The sequence below is a fragment of the Bacillus sp. B1-b2 genome, from assembly GCF_009183415.1.
Lineage (GTDB): Bacteria > Bacillota > Bacilli > Bacillales > Cytobacillaceae > Niallia.
In genome coordinates, this window is the sequence record NZ_WEHU01000007.1 from 33,200 (window position 1) to 60,110 (window position 26,911).

General features: G+C 32.5%; 24 protein-coding genes and 1 pseudogene. 7 read left to right on the forward strand and 18 right to left on the reverse strand.

Translation table 11 applies throughout. The features are described from left to right. The first annotated feature begins 133 nt into the window (after positions 1-133). A complete protein-coding gene (gene xerS / locus F9279_RS08410) occupies positions 134-1,249 on the forward strand; it encodes a tyrosine recombinase XerS (protein ID WP_226793376.1) in 1,116 nt (371 codons plus the stop codon). 152 nt (positions 1,250-1,401) lie between these two features. On the opposite strand, the gene F9279_RS08415 is transcribed toward xerS, so the two are convergent. From F9279_RS08415 to F9279_RS08430, 4 genes are all read right to left on the reverse strand, one after another. After that, positions 1,402-1,620, reverse strand: a complete 219-nt coding sequence (locus F9279_RS08415; protein WP_144545497.1) for a hypothetical protein — start codon at positions 1,618-1,620, stop codon at positions 1,402-1,404. A gap of 35 nt (positions 1,621-1,655) precedes the next feature. Further along, on the reverse strand, positions 1,656-1,895 hold the full coding sequence (locus F9279_RS08420; protein ID WP_144545499.1) for a hypothetical protein: 240 nt from the start codon (positions 1,893-1,895) through the stop codon (positions 1,656-1,658). 84 nt (positions 1,896-1,979) lie between these two features. Further along, entirely contained in the window at positions 1,980-2,753 is a 774-nt protein-coding gene (locus F9279_RS08425; protein WP_152112352.1) for a hypothetical protein, read from the reverse strand. A gap of 29 nt (positions 2,754-2,782) precedes the next feature. Further along, a complete protein-coding gene (locus tag F9279_RS08430) occupies positions 2,783-3,028 on the reverse strand; it encodes a helix-turn-helix domain-containing protein (RefSeq protein ID WP_152112353.1) in 246 nt (81 codons plus the stop codon). Positions 3,029-3,121: 93 nt separating this feature from the next. Between F9279_RS08430 and F9279_RS08435 the strand changes: the two genes are divergently transcribed. Next, positions 3,122-4,093 carry a DNA adenine methylase gene (locus F9279_RS08435; protein WP_152112354.1) on the forward strand — a complete coding sequence of 324 codons (972 nt, stop codon included), beginning with the start codon at positions 3,122-3,124 and terminating at the stop codon, positions 4,091-4,093. Between the two features lie 64 nt (positions 4,094-4,157). Next, positions 4,158-4,805 carry a hypothetical protein gene (locus F9279_RS08440; RefSeq protein WP_152112355.1) on the forward strand — a complete coding sequence of 216 codons (648 nt, stop codon included), beginning with the start codon at positions 4,158-4,160 and terminating at the stop codon, positions 4,803-4,805. A gap of 20 nt (positions 4,806-4,825) precedes the next feature. Here the strand turns inward: F9279_RS08440 and F9279_RS08445 are convergent, their stop codons facing one another. The 4 genes from F9279_RS08445 to F9279_RS08455 all read right to left on the reverse strand — a co-directional run bounded on the left by F9279_RS08445 (position 4,826) and on the right by F9279_RS08455 (position 7,781). Then, positions 4,826-6,088 carry a DNA polymerase thumb domain-containing protein gene (locus F9279_RS08445; RefSeq protein WP_152112356.1) on the reverse strand — a complete coding sequence of 421 codons (1,263 nt, stop codon included), beginning with the start codon at positions 6,086-6,088 and terminating at the stop codon, positions 4,826-4,828. A 10-nt stretch (positions 6,089-6,098) separates the two neighbouring features. After that, positions 6,099-6,320: a hypothetical protein gene (locus F9279_RS08450; RefSeq protein WP_016204233.1), complete on the reverse strand. Its 222-nt coding sequence runs from the start codon at positions 6,318-6,320 to the stop codon at positions 6,099-6,101. Between the two features lie 338 nt (positions 6,321-6,658). Next, entirely contained in the window at positions 6,659-6,811 is a 153-nt protein-coding gene (locus F9279_RS25110) for a hypothetical protein (protein ID WP_162837595.1), read from the reverse strand. A gap of 133 nt (positions 6,812-6,944) precedes the next feature. Continuing rightward, positions 6,945-7,781, reverse strand: a complete 837-nt coding sequence (locus F9279_RS08455; RefSeq protein WP_193224517.1) for a DNA polymerase LigD — start codon at positions 7,779-7,781, stop codon at positions 6,945-6,947. 347 nt (positions 7,782-8,128) lie between these two features. Between F9279_RS08455 and F9279_RS08460 the strand changes: the two genes are divergently transcribed. Both F9279_RS08460 and F9279_RS08465 read left to right on the forward strand, forming a co-directional pair. After that, a complete protein-coding gene (locus F9279_RS08460) occupies positions 8,129-9,310 on the forward strand; it encodes a hypothetical protein (protein WP_152112358.1) in 1,182 nt (393 codons plus the stop codon). Continuing rightward, positions 9,303-10,049: a hypothetical protein gene (locus F9279_RS08465; protein WP_152112359.1), complete on the forward strand. Its 747-nt coding sequence runs from the start codon at positions 9,303-9,305 to the stop codon at positions 10,047-10,049. Before F9279_RS08460 ends, F9279_RS08465 begins: the two co-directional genes overlap by 8 nt. On the opposite strand, the gene F9279_RS08470 is transcribed toward F9279_RS08465, so the two are convergent. The 8 genes from F9279_RS08470 to F9279_RS08505 all read right to left on the reverse strand — a co-directional run bounded on the left by F9279_RS08470 (position 10,050) and on the right by F9279_RS08505 (position 21,513). Next, positions 10,050-10,697: a hypothetical protein gene (locus F9279_RS08470; protein ID WP_152112360.1), complete on the reverse strand. Its 648-nt coding sequence runs from the start codon at positions 10,695-10,697 to the stop codon at positions 10,050-10,052. Then, positions 10,694-11,239, reverse strand: coding sequence for a hypothetical protein (locus F9279_RS08475; protein ID WP_152112361.1), 546 nt, complete (start codon positions 11,237-11,239; stop codon positions 10,694-10,696). Before F9279_RS08475 ends, F9279_RS08470 begins: the two co-directional genes overlap by 4 nt. Positions 11,240-11,256: 17 nt before the next feature. Continuing rightward, entirely contained in the window at positions 11,257-13,329 is a 2,073-nt protein-coding gene (locus F9279_RS08480) for a peptidoglycan DD-metalloendopeptidase family protein (RefSeq protein WP_226793379.1), read from the reverse strand. A 6-nt stretch (positions 13,330-13,335) separates the two neighbouring features. Beyond that, entirely contained in the window at positions 13,336-17,718 is a 4,383-nt protein-coding gene (locus F9279_RS08485) for a hypothetical protein (protein WP_053215801.1), read from the reverse strand. Between the two features lie 20 nt (positions 17,719-17,738). Further along, the gene (locus F9279_RS08490; RefSeq protein WP_047944562.1) at positions 17,739-19,853 is read right to left on the reverse strand and encodes a VirB4 family type IV secretion system protein; all 2,115 of its coding nucleotides are present in this window, start codon (positions 19,851-19,853) and stop codon (positions 17,739-17,741) included. Then, positions 19,801-20,709: a hypothetical protein gene (locus F9279_RS08495; protein ID WP_016204244.1), complete on the reverse strand. Its 909-nt coding sequence runs from the start codon at positions 20,707-20,709 to the stop codon at positions 19,801-19,803. The genes F9279_RS08490 and F9279_RS08495 overlap by 53 nt, the downstream gene beginning before the upstream one ends. A 1-nt stretch (position 20,710) precedes the next feature. Next, positions 20,711-21,061, reverse strand: a complete 351-nt coding sequence (locus F9279_RS08500; protein WP_016204245.1) for a PrgI family mobile element protein — start codon at positions 21,059-21,061, stop codon at positions 20,711-20,713. A gap of 68 nt (positions 21,062-21,129) precedes the next feature. Further along, on the reverse strand, positions 21,130-21,513 hold the full coding sequence (locus F9279_RS08505) for a pilin (RefSeq protein WP_016204246.1): 384 nt from the start codon (positions 21,511-21,513) through the stop codon (positions 21,130-21,132). Positions 21,514-22,362: 849 nt separating this feature from the next. Here F9279_RS08505 and F9279_RS08510 point away from each other — a divergent pair. Then, positions 22,363-23,697 (forward strand): hypothetical protein, encoded by a 1,335-nt coding sequence (locus F9279_RS08510; RefSeq protein WP_016204248.1) that lies wholly within the window; start codon positions 22,363-22,365, stop codon positions 23,695-23,697. A gap of 715 nt (positions 23,698-24,412) precedes the next feature. Continuing rightward, on the forward strand, positions 24,413-24,544 hold the full coding sequence (locus tag F9279_RS25940; RefSeq protein WP_264298238.1) for a hypothetical protein: 132 nt from the start codon (positions 24,413-24,415) through the stop codon (positions 24,542-24,544). A 102-nt stretch (positions 24,545-24,646) separates the two neighbouring features. Here F9279_RS25940 and trxB read toward each other — a convergent pair. Both trxB and F9279_RS08520 read right to left on the reverse strand, forming a co-directional pair. Continuing rightward, positions 24,647-25,598: pseudogene (gene trxB / locus F9279_RS08515) on the reverse strand (thioredoxin-disulfide reductase). 168 nt (positions 25,599-25,766) lie between these two features. Further along, the gene (locus tag F9279_RS08520) at positions 25,767-26,909 is read right to left on the reverse strand and encodes an MFS transporter (RefSeq protein WP_193224518.1); all 1,143 of its coding nucleotides are present in this window, start codon (positions 26,907-26,909) and stop codon (positions 25,767-25,769) included. Positions 26,910-26,911 lie beyond the last annotated feature (2 nt).

A 26,911-nucleotide genomic window follows, 5' to 3' on the forward strand; every position in this document is an offset into this window, starting at 1 on the left:
ATCCTTCTTAATTTGAATTATGATATAATAAAGAAAACGTCTAATCCCTTATATACCAAGGTTTTAGACGTTTACCATTAGAAATTATTTAAGAGTTATTATACATTATGTAAAGAAATGTTTTTATTTAGGGGTGATAGAATTGGCTATAACAAAACAACATGAATATTATGAAAAGCGATTAGGGGAACTTCTAAAGGAAATGCCAGACTTTATAAATGAATATGTAGAAGCCAAAATGGATAATCGCTCCCCTCTTACCCTATTCAATTATGTTAGAGATTATAAGGAGTTTTTATCATGGTTAATGGCTGATGAAAGGGTCAAATGGTCTAGTTTAAAAACATTTCCAGTAAGCTTGTTAGGATCTCTTCCCCTATCAGATGCACAAGATTACTTTAAATATGTCAGTCGAAAAAAGTACGAGAAAGCAAATGAATCTCATAAAATAAGTTCAAAAACGGTTAATAGGCATAAGTCCTCCCTTCGTTCGCTTTTCAATTATTTAACGATTGAAGCAGAAGTTTTAGGAACACAAGGTGAACCATACTTTCATCGAAATGTAATGAAAAAAATTCCTATCAAGAAAGTTTCGGAAACTTTTAATGAAAGAGCACGAAAGATTTCGGAGAAAATCTTTATAGGAAATGAAGATCTCAATTTTTTGGAGTATATAAAAAATGAATATGAAAACACTCTTTCCCCTTCAGAATTAAAGTTCTTTAATCGTGACAAGGAACGAAATTTTGCTATCATTTCATTATTTTTGGGTAGCGGAATTAGAGTAAATGAACTGATAGAATTACGCCTTAAAGATATCGATAGTAAAAATAACGAAATAAGTATTATTAGAAAAGGCGGTAAGAAAGATACTATTCCAGTTACTCCTTCTTCGATGTTAGATGTATTAGATTATCTATCTATAAGAAATGAAAGGTATAACGCAGGAAATGAGGAAAGTCAGTATTTATTTGTTAAACAATATAAGGGAGATACACTCCCTCTTACTGCACGTGCTGTTGAGAATATAGTTTATAAGTATACCAAATCATTTGATAAACGAATGGCCCCCCATAAATTAAGACATACTTACGCTACTAATTTAGCAGAACAAACAGGAGGAGACATTCCGCTTATTATGAACCAATTGGGTCATACACAATCTGACATTTCCTTGCTTTATATCAATACATCTAGAGAAAAAGCTAAGCTTGCTGCAGAACGTCTTGATCAAAGGAGAAATAAATAACAAAGGGAGCATTAAAGTGATAACTTAATGCTCCCTTTGTTTAGAAATAATAAAGATGATTAAAAATAAAATAGCTGTTTAAAAAGTACAATAAAGTCACTTCGTGAACGTAACATCCATAAGTAATTTTTTTCGTTGTTACTTTGACTTACTTAACGATAAACTGGTTGCTCTGTTCTACTAATAATTTCAGAATCTTTTAACCCATGTATTTTACGAGAATACTCAGTCCCACACTTCGGACATTCGCCTACCATTCTAGGAGAGAAATCCTCTGAATATGAAAAGTCAATCACATTATCACAACTTTTATTAAAGCACTTGATTTTCATATGAATAATTGTATGATCTAAGGTTGGTTCAAAAAACATTAAATCACCCTTTTTGTTTAATTATTTGTTATTTATTATAAATAACGCACTTCTACTGAAGGATTGAGATCCTGAATTACTATACCTAAATCTTTTTTTATTTTATCTGAAGCCTTAACTATTAATGAAATGTGGTTAATATCTTTGTTTGGGTTATTTTTATCTCCATTCAAATCTGCTTTTTCTGTTGCACTCTCAATATTAATTTTAGTTGCTATTTTTGTTTCTCCTATTGTAAAAATTATTTCTGCATTTTTAGTTTTTTTTGAAAACACAATCTGACTTCCTTTCTTCTATTAGTGGGTGCAAAGTTTGTAATTCCCTGAATATGATCTTTCAAAAGCCAAGTTTTTTAAACTTTATATTTTATAATTAAGCTCTTTCTTTTTCCTTTCTCCTTTATAAAATTTTAAAAGAAAATCAACTACTATTCCGTAAGTTTGATGAAGTAAAGATAGCCAAACTTTAGGATGAATATATCCTAATAATCCACCAATAATTAATTTTTTTAAGTAGAATTTTGTATTATATGAATTATACTTTGTATAAATGATTCCTGGAACCTCTAAGTCGTTTATTATTATTACGTTATTGTTACTTGGTCGAACTAGCATTCTCTCCTTCTCAAGATCGGAAACTCTAATAATAACTTTATACTTTCTAGGTGAATTTTCATGCATATGTGAAAAGTAATAAGAATTGAAATTTGGCTCCATATTTTGTTCCTCTTGATGAAACCATATGTAGTTTTTTCTTTTATTTTTAAATTTCATTACATAATTTGTCTTGGCACTACTTTTAGCTTTCAATCTAATTTTACCTGTTTGTAAAAAATACTGATAGTCTTCATCAGATATGGAATTAGTGTAATGTATTAAGTGCCTATCTTTGATTTCCTCATATTCATTTGAAGTAATAGGATAAACATAAAAATTATTTGTTCTTCTTAGATAAAATTCATAAGAAATAAATAAAAGTATAAATAGTGACAATGTTAACCATTTTCCTATAAGTAGGTAAGTAACAAATATTAAAAAAATAAATAGGAGAAGATAAATAGACATGGATAATACAGCTATTGGTAGTTGTACTAATCCCCTAACTGTTCCTAGTTTCTTATTAAATAACTTCATATATTGTCCCCTCTTTCTAATTTTGAATGTTACTCCGCTTCCTTCTTTTCCACACCAAACCAAACTTCCATTGCGTCCTTTGAAAGTATCCACTCTTTTTTGGTATCAAATTTACTTTGGTGGTATTTTAACAAGCCGAGTTCAATCATTTTTTCTGTTTTTTGCCATTTTTTTTTATTTGAAGGTTTTAAATAGTTTCTTATAGTATCGGCAGGAACACCCCACCTTTCAGCTGCTTCTGAAACCGTCATAAAATTATCAATTGTTTTCTTCATAAAAAAATCCTTTCTATGCTGTTTCTACTACCATTTTAAACCGTATATGGTTATAATACAACCATGTATAGTTTTTGTTGAAGGAGTTTGATTATGATAAAAAATTTTAAATGTCAGTATTGTTATAATGAAGAAGTAGAGGATCTTACCTTTAATAAAGATAAAACTGGATATTGGTGTGAGGTATGTGATGGGTTTACTTTAGTTAATCAAAAGGATACAGGAAGGTATTTACTTATATTAGAAGATTCCTCTGGAAAAAACGAATCCATTGCATCTACTATTAAGTTTAAAAAGAGACTCTCACCTTTACGTTATCCTGGTGGTAAGAGTAAAATGGTCAATTACATATATAATCAACTCGATAATAAAAAAATGAATCACTTTGTTTCACCATATACAGGTGGTGGAAGTGTAGAATTCGCATTGTTAGAAGCGGGCGTTATTAACCACTTACATATAAATGATAATGATTTTGGTGTATATGCCCTTTATTGGGTAATTTTTAATATGCCATTTGCTTTAACGGAACGATTGAAAACATATACTCCTTCACGTGAGGATTTTTACAAAGCACAACTTACTATTAAGAAGGACTTTGACAAAATAAACATTGTAGAGGCAGCATGGAATACTTTGATTGTTAACAGGTTAGCTTATTCCGGAATATTTAATGCTAATCCACTGGGAGGAAAGAAAGGTACACCGCAACAATTAACTTCTAGGTGGAATCCAGATGAACTAATAAGACGAATAGAAAAATTACATTCCTTTTCAGACCAAGTAACGATAACTAATCAGGATGCTTGTGAAATGATTGAAGAGAGTTATTGGTGGGATCAAACTACTATTTTTATTGATCCCCCATATGTCAATAAAGCCTCTTCACTATATCGATGTTATTACAAAGAAGAGGATCACATTAAACTTAATTGTTTATTAGATACTTTATATCATGGTTTTGATGGTGCGGACTTAATTATAACTTATGACAATAATGAATGGCTGGAGAGCTTATATTTATACCCAACTGTTAAAGCTGTATCAAGAGCTTACACCATTTAAATATCAAGAACATTTTAAAATCGTCGATAATAATAGTAGATAAGAAAGGAGATTGTAAATTATAATGAGTTGGCCGTTTAGTAAAGAAAGATTATTTTTATATCTCTCATTTGTTATATATAGTTTTATAGTTATCTATGCTATTACATACATATATCCAAATTACTTTAATGAAACGATAGTTATATTCCTTGCTGTAATGTTTTTCAGCTATGGTGCATACTTGATATCCTGCTTAACTGGTGTTTATAAAAAGGTGCAGGAAATCGAGGGGGAAATTTATCGACAAGAAATTAAGAAAGCATATGCTCATTTCTACTCAGAAAAAAAGAGCGATATTAGGAATTCTGCTTCTTCAAAGGAAACGAAAGTGGAAAAAGAGGAATGGATAGAATTCGAGAAGGCTCAATGGTCTTGGAAAGGGAAAACCAACCGTGAATTAACAGCTGCAGAGAGGTATTTCAAAACTGAAAATAGTTTAAGACGGATAAATACTTTCGATAGGATTATAAATCTCATTTCTTCTCATTGTTACGGATTCTTTATTTTAGTTAATCCTCTCTATGCTTTTCTAACAACTATTCCAGTAGTTATCATTTCATTAGTACTATTTTTAATCTACAGAAAACTAAGAAAAAAATTACAGGAATTGTATATTGAAGTATACCCCGAAAATGTACGAGAGACATTGGAGAGTCTTGGTATAAAATAAAATCCCCCTTTAAGGGGGGATTAGGCTCTATGCCCACCAACCAATTTGGAACGGTGTACAGCTGTCCCTCCTGGAGTATAGGAGACTGCCCTTAGTAAAGAGGTGGGACCAAATTTATTTCTTAATTCGTCTACTACATAACCTATTTTTCGTTTTTTCCAACTATTAGTATCAAAAAGATCCAATTGCACTTCGTAATCATCTACGAGTTTGGACAAACTAACAGATATTTGTCTAACAATTTGTCCGCGATAATTTTCTCTCATAATATCCAAACATACCTTATATATATCCATGGTTGCATTAGTAGGATTTTCGATTGTTCTTGACCGATTAAATCCCCCACCATACTCATCTCGACTATATCCTAACCCAAAACTTATAGTGCGAACCGCATGATGATTTTTTCTTGCTCTTTTACATACCTCTTCGCACATTTCTAATACTACAGTTTCTATCTCTCTTCTTTCCTTGTAATCCCGAAGTAATATTTGACTTTTACCGTAACTGACTTGTCCAGCCATAATTGGTGAACCAATTTCGGATAAATCTATTCCCCAAGCATGATGAAACAATTGGTTTCCCAATATTCCAAACTTATTTTCCAGTAATTTTAAATCGTATCTAGCAAGTTGCCCTATAGAAAATATCCCCATACTGTTTAATGTTTTTTCAGTTCGCTTACCAATCCCCCACATTTCACTTAATGGTGATATTGGCCATAATTTCATTTGTACATCATTGAAAGTCCAAGTTGCAATACCACTATCCACCTTTTTAGCTTCTAAATCTAGACACAGTTTTGCCATAAGCATATTTGGACCGATTCCTACTGTACAGGGGAGTCCGAAATCACTGTAAATATCATATTGAATTTGTTTAGCTATTTCTTCTGGAGTGCCCCATTTATCAGAAGGGCCAAGTTCTAAAAAGCTTTCATCGATGGAGTAAACATGTACTTTATTAGGAGGTACATATCTATAAAATAACTTAATAATTTCTGTAGATACGCGGACAAATAAGGACATCGATGGATCCACTACAACAATACGAGGATCTTTTGGAATTTCAAACTTCCGAGAACCCGTTTTTATCTTAAAATCTCTTTTCATAGCAGGAGAGGCAGCAAGTACTATACTCCCCTCCCTCTCCATATTCCCTACTACAGCTAAGTGACAAGTAAGAGGGTCGAGACCTAATAATACAGCTGATACTGATGCATAAAATGACTTCATATCAACGGCTAGTATGTTTTTATGAGGAAACTGAGAGTAGTCGAACATAAACAATCACCTATTTTGTTATTTTACTTATCATTGAAAAAGGTAAATATAAAATTTCTTCTGTTGTATCTTTAACTAATCGAAAATGCTTGTTGTTGTAATCAATGAATATGGTTTTCCCTGTTATGATTGTCTCGCCTAATGCTAGGTGGTCAAAAACATAAAAAGAAACCGAAGAATTAGTTTCCATTGCATTATAAATTGTTTCTTCTTCAAGAAAAGAATAAGTCATTACTATCTCCTCCAATTAATATAAAAATTATATAAGAACTTATGTTCGATTACAATGTTATTTTCTTACTGGAATGTGTGATTTATACTATCGAATTTCAAATAATTGATATGATGAAATGAGAAAATGGAAGAAGAAGGTGAAATAAAAATACCTGTTATTGGAGAATTTAATTGAAGATGAATAGAGAATGTTAGAGGATTATCTATCTGTGATTTTAGATCCTAACGGATTGAAATTTTTGTAGTAAGGGTATATTATAATATATAAGAATTAAACTAAAAAACCAAGGAGCTACAACTCCTTGGACAACTACTTACGAGTGGTATGCTAAATAGTTATTTAGAAGACCCACCCTTTTGCTTCCTACGGCGCGGGGCGGGTTTTCGTTTGTTCTTCTTTTTGCTTGCAAAGCGATTTGCATAGCCTGCAGCAAGAGTAGTAAAAAAGATTTTTGCTACATCTTTGAGTAAGTCCAATACGAAATCCATTTGTATGTCACCTCCTTTCCCTCTTAGACAGGAAAAGAGTGCATACCACCCGCACCTATGTAGTTGTATCACCATTATATCACACCATTTTTCCATTAGGACAAACAAAACCCCTTACATTGTGTAAAGGGTGTTAAATGATAAATTTTTGAAAGCTAGCACTTCTCATAAAACCTTTAGAAGTTAAACATTGATATTTAATTTCGCCCTTTAGAAGAGGGTCTAAATATACAAAGTTCTTATCTTCTCCGATAATTAATTGTTTTGAAATTTTATAAAAGGCTTCCCTTTCCTTTTTGGGGACAAATTCCACAATTCCTCTTGATTGGTTCCCTTCTTTTATCAACCATCCAAAAGAGTTTTTTTTATATCCATAAATATTTCCTATTAAGAATTGGTAATTTTTGATTTTTTGGAAAGCGAAGGTTCGACTATCTAATATATATTTAGATGAGAGTTTTTTACTTACTATCCCTTCTAATCCTAGCTCCTTCACTTTATTAAATAAGGTTAGTCCATCGTTAAATGAGGTAGCTGCTGAAATTAGATGGTCATTATCAATAATCGAACTTAAGATATCTAATCTCTTTTCTAGGGGATCATGTATTGTAGATACTCCATTAAGGAAAAGAATATCAAATGCAACGAAGTGTACGGGGATAGCTTTCGCTAGAGAAACAATTTTATCTCTTTGAGACGCTTGAAATCGTGCCATTAGGCATTCGAAATTTGGTTTGGGTATTTCACCATTCTTATCAAGAACAATCACTTCTCCGTCCAATATACATGTTTGGACAGGCAAGTTTAAATTAAGTAATTCAATGTACTTTAATGTAACATCATTTCCATGTCTGGTGTAGATAGTGATTTTCCCATGATCGTAATGGAATAAAGCTCTATGTCCGTCAAATTTCAACTGATGTATATAATTTGAATCAGTTGATATAACCTCAGATGGTTGTAATAACATTGGTTTTAAAGGAGTGTTTAACACAGATTTTTCACCTCTTCTAATATCATAACAGAGACAGATTGGTCGATAAATAGAACGTTATTGTTAAAAGAGGAATAATGTGGTGACATAACCAAGGATAAGCCCTTCAGTTTATTAGAAGGACTTAAGTGTGGTGATTCATGCTTTAAGACTAATATATAACCATCCCGTCTATTTTATGCATTTGAAGTATGTATGATTGTATTAATTTTGATTACAGTTTTATCGTGGCGAAGAACATTGACTAAACATTGGTAATAATTTATAATTCAGTTATAAGCGGTGTAGTCATTGTTTTGTTCATAAAAAGGGAGAGGGCAGTTATGAATACGATACTTACATTCCTTAACGGTTTTGTTCAATACCGAAGGGGGAAACAGACAGGTTTAGCTGGATTATTAGGACTTATTATTTTTGTTTTGGCAGTTTACAGATGGGATATTACTTATCCAATTTTAGAATCGCTAAAAATTATTGATTTCTTTGATAATTTGGGTTTGATATATGAGGGCGAACCAGGAACGACGTTGTACGCAATAATGTTATTCTTATCAAGAGCAGCAATAGTAATAATGTTTTTCTTAGCAGTAGCTTTAATTCTAAGTTTATTTTTAATGATTATTGGATCTTCTAAGTTAGGCCAAAATTTATTAGCATACGTTGTATTAGTTATTATGACACCATTGGCAGTCTTGTGGATTATAGGATATGAGATTCTTCACTTATTGGGTTTCCGAACAAAAAAGGAAAAGGCAGAGGAGTCATATGAAAACTGGCATCAAGAGACTTTTGGAGAACATTCTGATAGATATAAGGAAGAGCAATTAAAGTATGAAGAGTCTCGTCTTTCCCCTTCTGATTTATTAAAAAAATACTGCACTACTTATTATATAGAGGATACAATTAGTCAGTTAAATAGATTGCCCATGTTTGGTGATACAGTTTTCATGCTAGGAGAAACCTATGATGGATCACTCTATATCTTAATGCCTGACCCTTTATTGAAATATAATAGAAAGATGGATATCGAATATAGGAGGAACTATTCTACTCCTATTAAAGCAGTACCATTTACTGTGAAAAATGTTGTGTTAGAAAAAAAAGATGATTCTAATATCATGAAATATAGACCAGAAAAAATGGTCATTTCTTTGAAGAAAAATCCCGAGTATAATGTAAATAGTGAATTAATTAAATATGAATTTTTAGTGGATATAGACTTTTTGGATATCAAGTCTTTTTATATGCCGGATCTTGATTTAAAAGACATTAAGCATTACATTAGCTCTTTCGGCAAAAGAAATGATTATCGAAGTTATTTAGAAGATAAGGTAGAAAAGTATTTTTCTCAAAAACAACATCTTTTAAATTTTTTATATAGAGACATATCAAGCGAAAAATTTCAAGAAGTTACTAATGACCTTAAAGAATTAAATGCAACAAATGAAGATATAGTTAAAATGATAAATGATTCTCCCAAAATACTAGGAGTGAATAATGAATAAAGAAACTTTAATAGAATTGTTAATTCCTCATAAAGAACATTTAACAACGGTAGGCAAGTGGGAAGAATATGCTTCAAAGCACAACCTACCATCCTATTACTCATTAAGAAAGTTCTTTAATGATTGGAACGAAATTAGAATCGCTTTAGGAACAGAGATAAAGGGAAAATATGATCGAAATAGCCTTATTCAAATCGGAAAGGAACATAAAGAGCACGCTAAAACAATAAGAATGTGGAAAGATTACTCTGCTAATCAAACACTAGATCTTCCGTCTCCTGGTCAGATTTTAACAGTATTTAAAGATTGGTCATCGTTTAAAAATGCCATTGGAGTAGAGAATGAAAGAACTCCGAAGTATACAAAGCAAAAAATAAAAGAAATTCTTGAAGAACATAATGAATTTTTTATTTCACGTTCTCAATGGGATATATATGCTTCTGAGAATAAATTACCAACTTATAAAACAATTAGAAATCATTATACGTACGATGAAATATTGGATATAGTAGGAAAGAAAAAAGTTTTTAATTTATCAAAAGAAGAACTAATAATACTTACATTAAAACCAGAGTATTTATACAAATTTCTCAATTCTACTAAAACAAAGTGGGATGAATTTGCAAGGGAAAATAATTTACCTTCTTCATATAAGTATATAAAAACTTTCGATACATGGTTAAAAGCAAAAGAAGAAATTGATAAAGCCTATCTAACAATGTCAAAAGGTACGGAATAATTACTTTACCGTACCTTCTATTTGTTTAACTATTTCCCAAGCGGAAGTTACAATAGAATATGTGGAATGGTGATGCTCCTCTGAGTGAGCGTACTCCGAGGGAGAAATACGAATTTCTATCCTTTTAGAAAGACCGTCTGAGTATTTTAATTCTAATAATACTCTATTAGAATTAGGACCAATCCCTTCTTTCGCTTCTTTGATTTTTAATCCCTCAATACTGCCGTTTCTTGAAATTCTGTTTATTATTTCCTTTACCACTAATTCTTTGTCCTCTTCTTTTGATTGGAATAAATCCTGTGAAAGAACTTCAATATCAAATGCAGAAGTAAAATAATCAATATTATCTTGTAATAACCCAGTCATAAAGTAGTTGATGACGTTTCTCTGAGGAGAAACGTCACTATGTTCATTTGGTTCATAAAAACCTAAGTCTAACTCCATGTCACCTTTTGCATTTTTTTCTGCCCACTCCATTGTCTTTTTTTGATATTCTTTATTAAATGATACTTCCTTAGCCACATTGTTTTGCATATCTTTTAAATCAACTGGAGTAAGTTTTTGACTGGAAGAAACATTGATATATATCGCAATACAGATTGTGATTATTGAGATACTGATAATCCAAATATAATGTTTTTTCATCATTTTTCTTCTTCCATAGCTGCACTTGCCAGCTCTTCTCTTAGTATTTTCCATTGGTTAGCAGTATTTGCTTGTTCCTTTTTAATTTCTATATATTCTTGTCTTAATGTGTCCTTATCCATGGTATTAGATTCATCTGTACTACTATTATTGGCACTTTCAATTGCTGTAAGTAATAATTGATGCGAACGATTGACTAAGACAATAAGATTTTGGTGTGCCTCAAAAAGTTCTGGATTAACATCTAGTGCCTCCACGTTGGAAACTAGTTCATTTGATTTTTTTATTGTTTCTTTCATTATTGTTGCAAATTGACTATTACTTACCTCATGGGTGTATAGTCCATCTAAAGAATTGTTAAAATTTGTTAAAATACTAGTCATTTCTGTTATAAATGTTTGTAACGATTCATCGTATTCAATGAGGTAGTCTATATTATCTTCTGTCACTTTTATATTAGCTTTAGAACTTGAAGAGCATCCACTTAAAATTATTACTAACGACAAAATTAGAAAAGAAAAACGTAGTTTACTAGTACCTTTCATATACTCACCCCTATAACTTAAAATTTGATGTATAAAGCGGGATTTTTAGCATTTGCTTTATTTGCAGTCCATGCTGGTGAATGGATTTCAAAATGCAAATGAGGTCCGGTGACGTTCCCAGTACTACCCATATATCCTAAAAACTGCCCTTGTTTTACTTTTGTACCGGCAGAAACAGCTCTATTTTGCATATGTGCATATACAGTTTCATATTTCTTACCACCTATTGTATGTTGAATGTAAACAACATTCCCATATGAACTACTTAGATAGGATCTATGAACGACACCATCTGCAGCAGCATATATTTTCACGTTTGATCTACCACCTAATCCAATATCTATACCATAGTGAGTAGCACCCCATCTTGCACCAAATCCAGAAGTAACTTTTCCTGTGGTAGGTCTAATAAAACTTCCTGGATTTAGTTCTGGTGAATCAGATCCACCGCTATAACTAGCGCTTGTTTTGAATTTTTCTGACCTAGCTAGTACATCGTTAACATACCAATCTGCATGGTTATATTGATAAATTGATTTTCTCTTATCTGTAGAGTAGCCGTTCTTTGAAAGATAATTTGCTGCGGTGAAAATAGCATCTTCTAAAGTAAATGGATCTGCCTTTCCATCATTATTACCATCTACTCCGTATCCTCCACCTGCTTTAATAACATTCAAATCTGTATAATTTGTAGTATTTGAAACTCTTCCCCCTCCAATATTGTATTTCCATCCTGCCCAAGTTGCAGGAAGAAATTGCATGTGACCAACAGCTCCTGCATAAGAAAGCATTGGTTTTATTGTACTGAAGGCTGTCTCCTTACTATGAATAGCGGCTAGTGTATACCAATGTACCCCATACTTTTTTTCTGCAGCAAGGTATATAGGCATGTATTGCGGAGGTACCCCAGCTCCAGGAATTATGTCACCATCATAACTGATATCATCAAACCCATATACGCCACCATTCCCTTTCAACCAATCTATATAATTTATATCTCCTTCAAGGAAGCTATAATTTGCTTCTATAAGCATCTTATCGTCCAAGCCCAGTCCCATTGAGTTTAATATTGCATCAAAATTCGCATAATCTTGTTTTACTTGTTTACTAGATTCAAAATATTGCTGTCTAGTTTTAGTTGTAGTTTTTACTTCTACAATTCTTTCAACTTTAACTGTCTTAGTTTTTAAAAGGTACACTTTAACATAACCTGAAGTGTTAATCTTATTTTTTTTCTGTCTGGTTTCTTCTGCTAGTAGTGATTTCCACGTTTTGCTGTTTGAATTATAAAATGGAAAGTAAGGATCTGACCTATCTACAAGATACATAGGGACTTCTAACGCTTTCCAATAGTCAACTTTTTTATTTTCTTTTATGGTTTTGTGGGTAATGACTGTATTTGATTTCCACGCTGTGACTTTGGGTTTATAGGTGAATATAGTTGAACCATTCCAATATTCTACAGAATTTAATTTGGTTACCATGTTTTTTGTATGTTGAACTTTCCCAACATTACATTCTTTACCTTCCTCACAAACAGTCACTTGCTTTTCTTTCCATTCATCATATTGACCATACTCAAATTCAGGAGCGAGTTTAGTAGCCATGTTTCTAATAATTTTTTTCGTTTGGGAAAGACTGTAATCTTTTTGCTCAAAAAAATCTAACATTATAGTTGAGGATATTAACCCTTCTGGTACACGATAAGGTCTTTCTAAATCACTATCCATATTCACAGTAGATTCGGATTGTTCCTTAATATACGCTTGAATTTTTGCATCATCACCACTTAAATTATCATCTGAAGTCCAAAAAAAGGATAATGCAACAGAGATGATAACAGTTACAATTATTATTCCTAAAGTTATTAAGATACCAGGAATACCTACTGTACCAATTAACCAAGCAAAAATCTGTTTTAGTACTTTTAATATTACTTTGGCTGCAACTTTTATGGCTTTTTTTGCAACCGCAGCAGCTTTTTGTTTAAATTTTTTACTGAAGGGTTTAGATAGTAATCTACCTAATCCCTTCATTCCATTTACTAATTTTTCATTTAAGGTTTCTTGAGTATTTTTGTTATCACTCATCACTTATCACCTTAAAGAACTAGTAAATGCCTTATTTCTATGCATTTCTAATTGCTTTCTTGCAAAATTACGTTTATTTGGTACAGCATATGCCATTAAATCTTCGGGTTTAAGTGAAGTTGTAAAGTCACTATCACTAAAAGAAGGAATTAATTTTTTATTTCGTACTTCACAATTAGCAGTTATTGTTTTATCATTTTGAACTCTTGCATCCCCTGGACCGTAAGGAGAAATACGATAAGTCGTTCCATTTCTAGTACCAGTCATATAACTTCTATTATGATCAATGACCATTTTGATGTTTTCCATTTCGTTTAAAGCATCTTTCATGTAATACTGTCCACTATCGACTAATTGATTGTAGCTTTGAACCTCTTGTACTACTCTTGGAGTCTTACTAGTGTTTCTATTGGTAAATAACTGGTTTGGATTTACATTAATTTTAGGTGCTGGTACTTTACCACCTCCACTGTCTAAAGAGTAGGAAGAACTTGCGGATAATAATTGACCGTCCCTAACAGTTAAATCTTGATAAACCACTTGGTTATTTTTCAGTCCAGAGTGACCTGAAGCCATACGCGAAACTACATGAGTTTGACCAGTTTTATCCCTAACTTGGACAACTGTATTCTTATTATCAGTTACCATTTGAATAGCCCCTTGTGCAATTTCAGTTTGGCCATTATCTAAAGTAACTGTTTGAGCCATATGTGCAACATCAGAAATTTCTTTTATTTGTTTATTAACTGCATTATTATATGGATTAAAACCTTTTAGACCAAAAGCCTTTGAGTTGCTCATACTTGGAGCGGCATATTTAGCCATCACTTGATAACCCCCAACTCCTGCAACCATACCACCAGCATAAGCAACAGCGTTTCGGAATTTCGCTTGCTTTTCTACCAAATTACTTGGAGTATATGTTTTAAAATCATTGGTAAAAGCCTTACTACCATCAATTAAGCTTTCCTTAGCTGCCGTCATTTTATCAGTTAAGCTTGTTAAATTTGGCTGTTTAGCAATATATGAAGTCGCCATTGCATTACCAAATGATTTAGTAGCATGACCAATTTTGGTATCTCCAACAAATTGACTTACCTCTTTAAGACCAGAGGCACCAACAACACCTTGTACTAATCCATTTCCTAGTCCAGCTGTAATACGTCCAGCTGAATTCTGAATAATTCTTTGTCCTAATGGAATGTTAGAAGGCATCGACTTTTGAACAGACGAAGTAATCTCTTGGGCTTTGCCACTTGAATCAAAGTTTTGATACGCTTGTGCGCGTGGTAGATTACTATTATTCGCAAAGGTCTCTCTAGCTTCATTTATTTTCATACTTGCTATTTGATTATTAACATAAGGAACATTCACTTCCTTACCAGAGTACATGGAAGTCCCTTTAACAGATGCAATTGAATCTTTTACATTATTAATAGAACTAATTGATTTTAACCCTTTATCAACTAACGATGGTGATGAAATACCTGTTTGAAGTTGTTGAGTAATAGCATTCATACCAGCTGTATTGTTAGAACTAATTCCCATTTCTTTTGCGATAGCTGAAGTTACTTTACTAATTTGAGAAGGAGTTCCATGAAGAACAGCATTGCTATTATCTCGGATAATATTACTAATACTTTGTTGTTTTTGTTGAACCTCAGAATTCCATGCTTTTTCTTTTTGTTGATTATGACTCGTTATCATTTCAGAAGTTGCATTGGCAGGAAGTGGATTAGACTTATCATAATTTTTCATGAAATTTTGTTTGTTGTTCTTTGCCCAACTAGATGCTAATACTTCAGTAGTATTGCTTACTTTTGAACTAGCACCTTGTACTGACGACAATCCAGTTTGTACTTGTGATGAAATAGCATTCATTTTACTACTATCAGAAGTACTAATTCCTAGTTCTTGTGCAATTGACTTTGTAACATTTTCTAGTGGAACATTTTTACCACTCATTATTGCGTTACTTTGGCTAGTTAAAATATTTCCAAGTTTTTGTTGCTTTTGTTGTACCTGGTTATCCCAAGCATTCTGTTTTTGTTGAGCATGGTTTGCTTTTACTTCAGATGTTGCATTATCTGGAAGTGGATTAGATTTATCATAATTTTTCATAAAGCTAGCTTTATTATCTTTAGCCCAACTGGATGTTAATGATTGAGTAGCGGTAGAAATCGGATTAGGTGAATACACATTATGAAGTTGATCACTTATTTGATCCATTTTTTCTGAGTTTTCGTTTACACCTATAATAGAACCGATATCTTTTGCCAATTGATTAGTAAATAGCTGATTTTTTTCTTGGCCATTTCTTAATTTCAAATTCCCATTGCCAAGAACATTAGCTATACTTTTCTGTTTATTATCAATTTCATTTTTCCATGCTTCTGCTTTAGCATTTGAGTGTGCAGATTTTTGTTCTGCAGTCGCATTTAAAGGTAAAGGATTTTTCTCATCATAATTTTTCATAAAGTTATCTTTGTTATCTTTAGCCCAATCTTTGGCAAGGTTTGTACTTGTTTTAGCAATAGCCTTTTGGGATATACCACCAGCCATTCTTTCGGCCATTCTTTTTTCAAAGTCCTCTTTATTTATATAACTATGATTTAGGGAAGCACCATTTCCGATATCATTAGCAACATCACTCGCTAAATTTTGTATCGAGCTTTCTTTTTCCTTTAATTGAGATTGCCATGCATTTTCACGAGCATTTTGATGGCGTGATATCTCCTCTTTACTTGCATTTTCGGGAAGAGGATTTTTCTGATCATATTCCTTCATAAATGGTTCTTTATTTTTCTCTGCCCATTTATTAGTTAGATTACTAGTTGCGTTTTTAACTAAAGAAGAAGCATTAGCATTTTTCCCTTCTTTGCTTTTCATACCCGCAACCATTCCTCTTGCTTCATTTAAAAATCCTGCTTTTTTTGAAGCTTTTTCATTATCCCAAGCTTTATTCACAGCTTCTTCATGGGCATCCGGGAAACGTTCTTTAAAGTCTTTTCTGAACCCTTCTTCATTTTCATTTGCCCATGCTGTAGCTTTTTCATCAGCAATAGTATTAGCTAGTTGTTCATCCGCTGCTTTATCAGCATTATTAATATCTTTAAAACCTTTAAGTCCACTTTTTAAAAGAGCTGAACCTCTGTTTGCTAATAATTGAGCACTTGCTCCACCAACTCTTCCTGCAAGTCCACCAGCAACACCGCCGGCATGAAAACCAATTGTTGAACCAGTTAGCACACCCATTGGTCCAAGAGCAGAACCAGCAAGGGCACCAGTAGCCCCAAATACAGCTTTACCACTTCTAGACAAAATGTTTCCTGGCTTTAACATTTTTTCAGCATTAGCAGTAGTCCCAGTATCTGTTCCTGTATTTCCTGCAAGAGTTTTTTTGATGTCACCTACTGTATCATTATCTTCTGATGATACATTGTCAGAGTCTTTTCCGTTACCTTTACCTTTGTTTTTAGCATTAAGGTATCCCCTTTTAATAGCATCTGTAACGGATGTACCTTCTAATGCCCCTTTAGCTGCTCCATACATACCAACTAAAGCGGACCCACCCATCATAGCAGCTGCTTTTGAGAAGCCATCATTCATTTTTCCTCCAAGACCTATTAAAGCTCTTAAAGATTCAGTTACTGGAATAAAGATAATCATTAGAATAACTGCTTCAATCGGATTTGCTGCACCAACCATAACAGCCATTATGAAATAAACGGCTGCATGAATAGATTGAACAAATATAGTGCCTACTAATTCTTTAAACCATGCCACTGTAATGGACTTTGTTTGAGGAATTAAGAAAAATACCAGCATCAAAGGACCGGTAATTAACAACAACATAAGTGTAAATTTCCGCATTGAATAATAGAAATAAGCCCATATACAAAGACCGACTTTTACAATCGTAATTGCTAAAACACCTAACACTCCACCTGGATATTTAGACATTTCTATAGCATTTTTTAAATTTAACAAGTCTACATCAGATCCAAATAATCCGACAATTGCCTGGTTAGTAAGAAACAAAATGGCATAAATTGAGTATAAGTTTGCGAATAGTACTGAAACTAATAATAATTCTTTAAAATACTCAATTACATAGGTTCTATTAGATGGATTGATACTGGTCGATGAAATTTTCATTGCTGCCATAATAATACTAATTAATAAAGCGGTAACTGCTAAGGCTGTGAAAATATTCATTCCTGGAGTGTAAACCTTAGTAATTTCATTTTCTGTAAAAGTTAAGAAAGCTAAATTTTCATCCCCTCCAAAAATCAAATTCTTTAATGTTGGGAGACTTTTAAAAGGCGATGCTATCCAATCACCCATAGCAGAAAAAAGTGAGGATATAAGTTCCTGGATTTTATTCAAAGCAAGATAACGCCTCCTTCCTAATAAAAACTACTAGCTTTTTGTTTTTGTCTTTGCATTGTTTCTTCATAAACCGCTTCATTGGATTCAATAAAGAATAATTCTTCTTTACTAGGATTCGTTCGTAACCATACAGATGATTTTCCGACTCGGAGAATTCCTTCTCCTTTATCCGGATTACCGAATAGAATGTTAATTTCTCCTTCAGATAAATCAAAATTTTCTCTTATAGCTTTTAAATCCAATTTGCTTTGTTTTAAAAACATAAAAGAGTAAGTGTTTTGTAGGATCCCCCTAGCTTTCTTATTTTCAACAAAACGAACAAAATCTTGACTTGCAAGTCTTAAACCAGCGTTCCGCTTACGAGAACGTCTTGCCATTTTCTCAAGAAAGTTAACAGTTTGCTCTGAATCTATTAAAGTCCAAGCTTCATCGGCATAAACAAATTTCTTTTTCTTTGCGTTATCCAAACTCTTAACAAAGTGTTCCCATGTATAGTTAAGGAGTACATGATAAGCAATAGGTCTTAAAAAGCCTTCTTCCATTTGACTAATATTGAAATTTACGAGTCTAGCATTTTCTAATGATTGAGTGACTCCCTTTCCTAAAAAAGTTTGTCCATCAAAAATAGGTTTACTACCAGTTCTTAAGAATGGTTTGATGGCAGCTATTAAGCGAAACGCCCTTGGTTCTTCGCCGTATTTTGTTATTAAGTATTCATTAACATCACTTATTGTTGGTTCTGGTTTTCTAACCCTCGATTGAACAAGATGATTATCGATAGTTCTTACATTGTTTTCAAATAAGGATTCAGGGTGTGAATTTATGTTTAATTTGTTATGAATAACATGCTGAAGTGCTTCTTCCAAATAGTTTCTTTCAAAGACATCTAAACCTTCAGCTTCTTGGTTTTTACCTCTACATATAATGTCAAAGAAATCGATTGCCTCATTGATTTTTTCTCGAATAGGTACAAATCGAATATAGATTTTCCCATCCTTTTCTATAATTTCCTTTTCGTCGCTTTCTTCTATTAAACTAAGTTCTTCATCTCCATCTTCAAAGGGAATATCAGAATAGTTTAATGCAAGAGGGTTGATACAGATATCTTCTTCTTCGTTAATATTTAAATTAATTCCACCTAAACGTTTTGTAATTTTAACAAATTCACCTTCAGGATCTATTAATCTAGCATATACATCTGCTCCGGTAAGTTCTCTTGCAATTAAGAGTTTAAGAGTAACGGACTTTCCGCTACCAGAAAATCCAGAAATAAACATATTATAATTATCAGGTCGAAAATCTTCATTTCCGAAACTATTTATAAATTCAAGTTGATCAGTAATTTTATTTATCCCAATAGGAACTCCACCCATGTACTTTCCACTTCCAGAAATAAAAGGCGAGAAAGTAGATAAAGCACGTCTATCTATATTTCTAAGAGAATCATGTATTTGGTTTTTTCCAAAGGGCAAGATACTTTTGAACCCCTTTTGGATCCTGCCCCATGTACTAGTTAATCCAAAGAAAGAACTACTTAATTCATCCTCTAAAGACTCACTAAAATAGTTTAATTGCTTCTCATTTTCTGCATATAACATGGCCAAAGTTCCAACATTAAACATATCATTTTCACCAAACTGTATTTCAGACATCAATAAGTCTGTATCTCTTATCTTTGCTGTTAAATCATTAATTTGGTCAATATTCCCTCTTTTCGTTTGAAAGGAGAGGTTAGATTCCAACATTGTAATTTGTCGCTGAAGAGTACGGATTGCATCTGATTTACCAACTTTATGAATATCAAGAAATACATCTACCTCTCCACTTGATAGTAAGGAATTGAGCCAATTGGTTTGCATTTTCCGTGGATATCCATCTCGAGGTATGTACATTGGTCTAAAATATGTTTTTGTACCTAATGATGTCTTTATAACCCCATAATCTTCCGACTCAATTTTTAAGCCTTCCGGAGAAATAATTTCCCACATTGTTGGTTTTGTATCAATTTGATAATCTATATCTTTTACTTCATTGCTTTTTTTATTTTTATTCCCTTTTGCTTTCTTACTAGTATTTTTTTTAGCTAGCTTCTTTTTCTCTTGCTCTCTCTCTTTCGTTTTCATTATCTTCATATTCCTGAATCGTCTCCTTTACTAAGTCAATATGAGAGTCTGTTTGATCTGCAGTTACATATAATGCATCCTTTTCTTGATTAACCAAATCTTTAAATCGGTTTTTTACAGCTTTACGACGATTAAATGTATAGTAAAGTAATTCATAAATACCTTCTGTTGGTAAAAGAGAGACATGTATATCGGCTTTTCGCAATTGATTTCTTGCTGAATTAACCCTTCTCATTAATTCAGCAAAAGCTTTATCTACAATTTTTTCTTCTAACTCTTCTTCAGAATCCGCGCTAATAGAGTTAACATTTATTTTATGAGTGAAAATCATATAAATTTTAGTTTCAAATCTTGGTGCAGATTTTTGCCATTCAACAATATCTGCAATCATCGCTTTTCCAAATGAAAGGGCAGCTTCATTTAAATCCTTGGATTCTTCCATTACTTTATTCATTGCTTCAATAGGCTCCGAAACATCAACGAATCTATTTTGGAGATAAACACTTACAGGATAATTAAGTGTTGCTGTCCAACTCTCAAAAGTCACATCAATTGCCTCTTGTTCAAATTGGCTTTTAAGAAAATAGTTAACAGGGTCTACTTCAGCGATTATAGAAAAAGAATAATCAGTATAATGAATAAGGTGATTAGATATATCTTTTACATCTGAGAATAACTCTTCGAATATTCTTGGATCTTCTTCGGCCTGAAGAGGATTATTCTTCCCTTTTTCATTATTTTTCTTATTTAACTTTATTGGTGTTGCTTTTTTTCCTCTACCTGGGATAATCGGTTCCTTCAGCATGATTTTCATGAAAACATATGCACCAACTGCAAAGAGCAGCATAATCAAAAGAGTTCCCACTTTAACTATTCACCATCCATTTCTTTGGATACGTTCCTTTTCTCCATATGCCATTTTGTTTTTTCATGTTCATTTTTATTAAAAAGTACTGATCGAAGTTTAAATGAAGATTTTTCTTTTTAAAAAAGCCAAAAACAATTACGAAAATTGCTGTTGGAATAACACTAAATACACATGCTATCAATGCCACAATAACACCGGCACTTGAGAATATTTTGTATACCATTGGGATATATGCATAAACTATTGACCCTGCTGCTCCTAGATAAATCAATTGTCTAATTGAGATGAATCCCAAAATAGTTTTTTGTTCAGATGCCATATCTATTGGAACCTCAGCTCTTCGACTCATTTAATAATTTCCCTCCTAGAAATGAACCCCTCAATGTAAAGTACGATAGAGGGGTTTCAAATCAATATTTAAGCTCCAAATCCTGCAAAATAACCAGCTATTACTTTTGCTTGTACAATAACAAAGACTCCGATACCCGCCATTGCAAGACCAATAAAACCTTGTGTTCTATTTTGTGGATTCCCTTGTGAGCCTGATAACTTCATTCCAGCAAAGATAATACAAGCTAGTGCCCATATTGCACCGATTCCTGTGATAAGATATACAACGTTATTTAACTGGGTATATATCTTACTGTCTTTTACATTCCCTTGACTGGTGATTCCAGCTTTTTTCCATGCTGCTAATGCAGACTCTGGAACAAATAAGTAAAGATAGGTTAGTATCAGTGCCCCTAGGTAAAAAGGAATATCATTTAACCCTTTTACTCTTTTGATTGCCCCTGTCTTCATTCTTAAAATCCCTCCTTTTAAATCAAGGAAAAACCAATAAAAAAAGTCCCCGAAAAGACTATGGAAGATTGTACTTATGTACAATGCCATAGAATTCTCGGGGACTTCCCGTTGTTTTTTCACTTGTAACCTTATCATAATAAAAACAAGAAATATGGTCAAGGTATTTTAGCCAAAAAATATACTGATACGAAACCCAACTTTAATTTAAAACATCAGAAAGTAAAACTATTAGAAGAAATACTAGATAATGCTGCTCTTGATATATTTATTAATATGATTTTAGAATTTTAATTTCTCGTGATTAATTCTTAGGAAAATTAAATCATTCAACCAAAATATTACACTACTAGAGATGATCATATAATAAAAATTTTGGTCTAAGTAAAATTTGGGATTTAGATCGGTAGCAAGCGGATAGAAAATCAAATTAACTATAAAACCTAATATAAAAAATAATACAAAATTTTTAATATAGGAATTATTTAGGGACTTTCTAAAGAAAAATTGAATGGGCGCTCCTAATACTAGATAGATTAAACTAAAAATTGTAAAAAATAACAAGAATGAAGCTAAATCAAAAGAGTCGAAAATAGAAAATGGAACCGTGTTAATAAAGTAAAACAAAAAAAGAGCAAGAAAAAAAGCTGAAGAAACAGAACAAATTAATAGTCTGATAAAAAAGTTGTTTATTAATTTCATGATAAACATAGTACCTCCTCCTAATTCCAATATTAGTAAGTTATACCTATATATAGTATAGATGTATATTGTTACAATTAATTATAGCATTACTACTATACATATATAGGTTTGTAATGAAAATTTAAAAAATAAAAGGAGGAAAAAATGTATAAAAAAAAGATTATTTTTACTTCAATTATAGCCTTAGGATTTGCTATGTCTCCCTTAATTGTTAGCGCTGACAATGATGTAACTGTTAAAACAAATGATAATAAGGTGATCTTAGAGTTAAGCCCTAAAAAGAACGAATACTATAAAATATACAAAGACGACCAGTTAGAATATAGTGGTACAAACAATAAATATACAGACTATATTGATCAATCACAAAAATATAAAATAGGAGTCTATTCAAATGGTAAACTAAACGAGGTACTCTCTGTTAAAGCGGCTGATAATAAACATAATATTTTTGAACCAACATCTATGAATACCGCAGAAAAAGAGGAATATATTGATAGCATAGTTCAAAATACAAGATTAGAAACTATCGTCACCTCTAATTCAGTAACTATACAATGGCCTAAACTTCCAGATGAAGATAATGTTTATGAAATATTCAAAAATAATGTAAAAATCGCTGAGACAACAGATCTACATTATGTTGATACTAATGTAGAGAGTGGCAAAGAATACAATTACATGCTAAAAATTAATAATGTTGTTTCTGAAGAAACTGCAGATTTAATAAAAAATGAAGCAATAAAAGAAAAAATAGTATTAACTGATGAAATGTTTGAATATGATGGCTCAATATCTACCCTAGTAGCAATACCATCCGTAGAGGAAGAGTCATTGACTGAAGATCCAATTATGGATCCTATCTTTGAAAAGGCAAAGGGTAGCGGCACTATTGGTACAAAAGCAATTCCTAAATCAAATGAGTTTTCATTTGATTACAGGACTTATATACCATTCAAGTCAGTTAAAAATCCAAATGTTTTAACTAATGATGACTATCCTTACTTAAAAGGAGATAATAGATCAAATCCTACTGCTTATTCTGACAAATACAGAACAGAAGCTAGAGTATATGCAATGTTAAGTCAACCAGCAGCAGTAACCTTATGGAAAAGTGTTTCAAAATCACATTATTGTACTGCTTCAAGCTGTTCATCACCAAAATCTCTTGGAACTGCATCGGATAGTGGAATTAAATTACTTAAACATAGAGTTAAAACTAATGACTTAATGTGGGCTGTGAATCATGCAGTGGGTGTTCCAAAAATTTCTGCTCCTAAAATTGATTATAATTATGTTGCTCAACTTTCTAATAAATCATTTATTGCTTATGGAAAACATGATAGAGCACCAAGTCATGAATTTTATATGAATTACCCAACTGGTAGCAAGAAAATTTATTCCCATCAAGTTACTAGTTCACTCGAATTTTTATTGCTTTTTGGTGTCGTACAAGGATCATGGAGTTTTGATATGTAATAATAAAACCATAAACTGTGCTCACTAGAAGGTGTATTGAAGCAAAGTTTTTACATCAAATAAAGTAAAAAAATGCGAGTATTAAAATTTTCTTCTCATAGCATGGGGTAGCGTCAGGAAAATGCGGTTTTGCAAAGCTAAACCTATTTTCCTGACGATTACCCCTTCTTTATCCTTATGATGATATATGGTTTATTTTCCCCTAGGGTATTGACTTATTCCCCAAAGAGGGGTAGCGTCAGGAAAATGCGGATTTACAACGTTAAGGAAATTTCAATATCAAAAAGCCTAATTTCTCAATTAACTGTGAAGAAACTAGGCTTTTTTCATTTCTCAATTAAAGCGCCTGATTGTAGAATATAATTTTCTTGTTGAACAGTATTTTTGTACTGTGCAGTAAAGAAATTCTATGTATAATTAAAGGACCTTTCTTTACTTTTTTTATTTAGAGCTTTCCCTCTTTATACTATATTCACCATATCATGGGAAAAAATTGCTTGTCTCTAATCTGCATTTGTCTCGATCAATAATACATTCTTTTTTACCGATACTCTTTTTTGCCCTACGAATTTAATGACGTGAAACAATCCATTATGAAGCTCCCCCTCTTGGAGTAAAACTTCGCCCATAAAAAGAAGCATATACTGCTGGATTAATCGAAATAGAAGACCTTAACGAAGAAAAGGAAAGGACTGAATGGAAAAAATTATTGCCGATGTTAATACAGAAGCAAAAACCTGAGAAGTCGATTCAAAACATTAGGGATACTATTGATTCAATTCCACCCCAAGGCGCTGAACCATTACTACAAACTAGTGTAGAAAAAGTAGATGTTTATGGAGATTAAGGAAATAGAAATTGGACTTAACATAATTTAACGAACTTCTAATTAAAAAAACGAGATTCAATCTCGTTTTTTCTACTTTTTGTAATGTTTTTTACTATCCACTCAACTAAATGTTTTACTCCAGTCGTGAACAGCACTACCTTCTACGTACCTTTCTGCATCTAGATTCTGCCATACAACCTGTACCTGCGGCTGTAATGGCTTGCCGGTATTTTTTATCTTGAACATCCCCACATGCAAAAACTCCAGGAATATTCGTTTCTGTTGTTCCAGACTTAACATTGATATAACCCGTTTCATCGGTTTCAATTTGACCATTTAAAAAACCGGTATTAGGTGTATGTCCAATCGCTACAAATATCCCATCTGTTTGTATCACTTCATCTTCTCCAGACTCATTATTCTTCACTTTTAAACCTGTAACGCCATTCCCTCCTGCCAAAACTTCGATAGGTGTTTTATTTAATTCCCAAGTAATCTTTGTATTTTCTCTTGCGCGGTCCTGCATAATTTTTGAGGCTCGGAGTTCAGTCCTTCTATGCACGATAATGACTTCATTTGCAAATTTAGTTAAAAAACTTGCTTCCTCCATCGCAGAGTCCCCACCGCCTACAATAATTACCTTTTTTCCTCTAAAGAAGAATCCATCGCAGGTTGCACAGGTACTCACTCCTCGCCCGATGTTTTCCTTCTCTCCAGGAATATTTAAAAGTTTAGCTGAAGCACCTGTTGAAAGGATGAGAGACTCTGTTACAATTTCTGCTTTTCCGTTTACTTGTAAGGTATACGGTTTTTTCGAAAAATCAACGTTAGTTACCCATCCTCTTTTAAACTCAGCTCCAAAACGTTCTGCTTGTTTTCTCATATTATCCATGAGTTCTGGTCCCATAATGCCATTAATAAAACCAGGAAAGTTTTCAACTTCAGTTGTTAGTGTTAATTGGCCGCCTGGTTGATCTCCTTCTATAACAATTGGTTTCATATTTGCTCTTGCTAAATAAATAGCAGCTGTTAAACCTGCAGGACCCGTTCCTAAAATAACGACTTTTTCCACGATTATATCCTCCACTGATTTTAATATTTTACGATTATCTTATCCCATCTTTTCTTTATTTACCCAAGGAGTAAAATAAAACTAAAAGGTAGGAAGAGTTACTACACTAGCAATTCCATAACAATTAACCTAGTTCTCTAAACAGACCTTTATTACATATATATATTACTAGTGGATAACCAAAGAAAATAAAAAGATTGGTATGTAATGATATCCCTGTGTAAAATCTAGCCCCATAATAAGGAATAAATAAAAGGAAGTACGCCCCACATTGAGCATAAACTCCCTAATTAACAGATAGTGAGCCGTTAATCCAATATCACAATCCACCTCTGACTCGCAAGCTAGCTCCTTAATCTTTGTATAATGAATAACACTAACCGGGATCCATATTAGAGGTAAAGCAATTGCTGCCAATACATTAAAAATAATCAATGTTGAAAAACTCGGGAAAAATAAAAAAATAGTCATGACGGTCGCTAATATAGCACCTACATACGTTACCTTCATTCTACTTTTTACAAGTCGTGGACGGCTTATGAAAACAAGTGTTAAGATTCCTGTAATTGCAAATAATGTGTTTAACCATCCAACAATCGTTTCCTTCTGAACATATTGAAATAAGAGAATGCTGGATGCGAGTTGAATTATACTTTGAAAGAAACCAAAAGCCACTATAGAAACGAGAACAGCTTTATACTCCTTCCATATATCTTTATACCGTAAGGATGAAATATTGAAGTTGCTTTTATATTTTGGTGTAAATAAACTTATAATCACTTGAATAATCAACATAACAAATATTAATCGAAATGTTTCATTATAATCATAATAAAGAATTAAATAAGAAAATATTAATGGTGTTAAGACTGCGGTGATCCGGTTCATACCTTGCTCCATCCCCATAAAAAGTTGCCTATTTTCAGGGTTGGTTAATAATATTGAATAAAGATTAAATCCAGAATAATACAATCCTACAGCTGTACCATATAAAGTACCTAAAATGATAATATATCCTATTACATTCTCTTCTTTACTTATGAGTAATCCGAACACCGCTAGTAGAAAGGAAGAAGATAAAACAAACGTCATTCGACTATTCATCCACCTCATCGTATATGCCCCTATCATTGTTCCTATGAACACAGATACAAAAACCGAGGCATTGTATACTCCTATAGTAGAAAGACTTGCTCCTTGATTCCATAAAAAAATGTTTATATATAAGTTTGAAAAAGCTAACACACCTGAGAAGACGGTATTCATAAATAAAACAATAAAAATAGGATTTTTCATTATCAATTCACTCATTT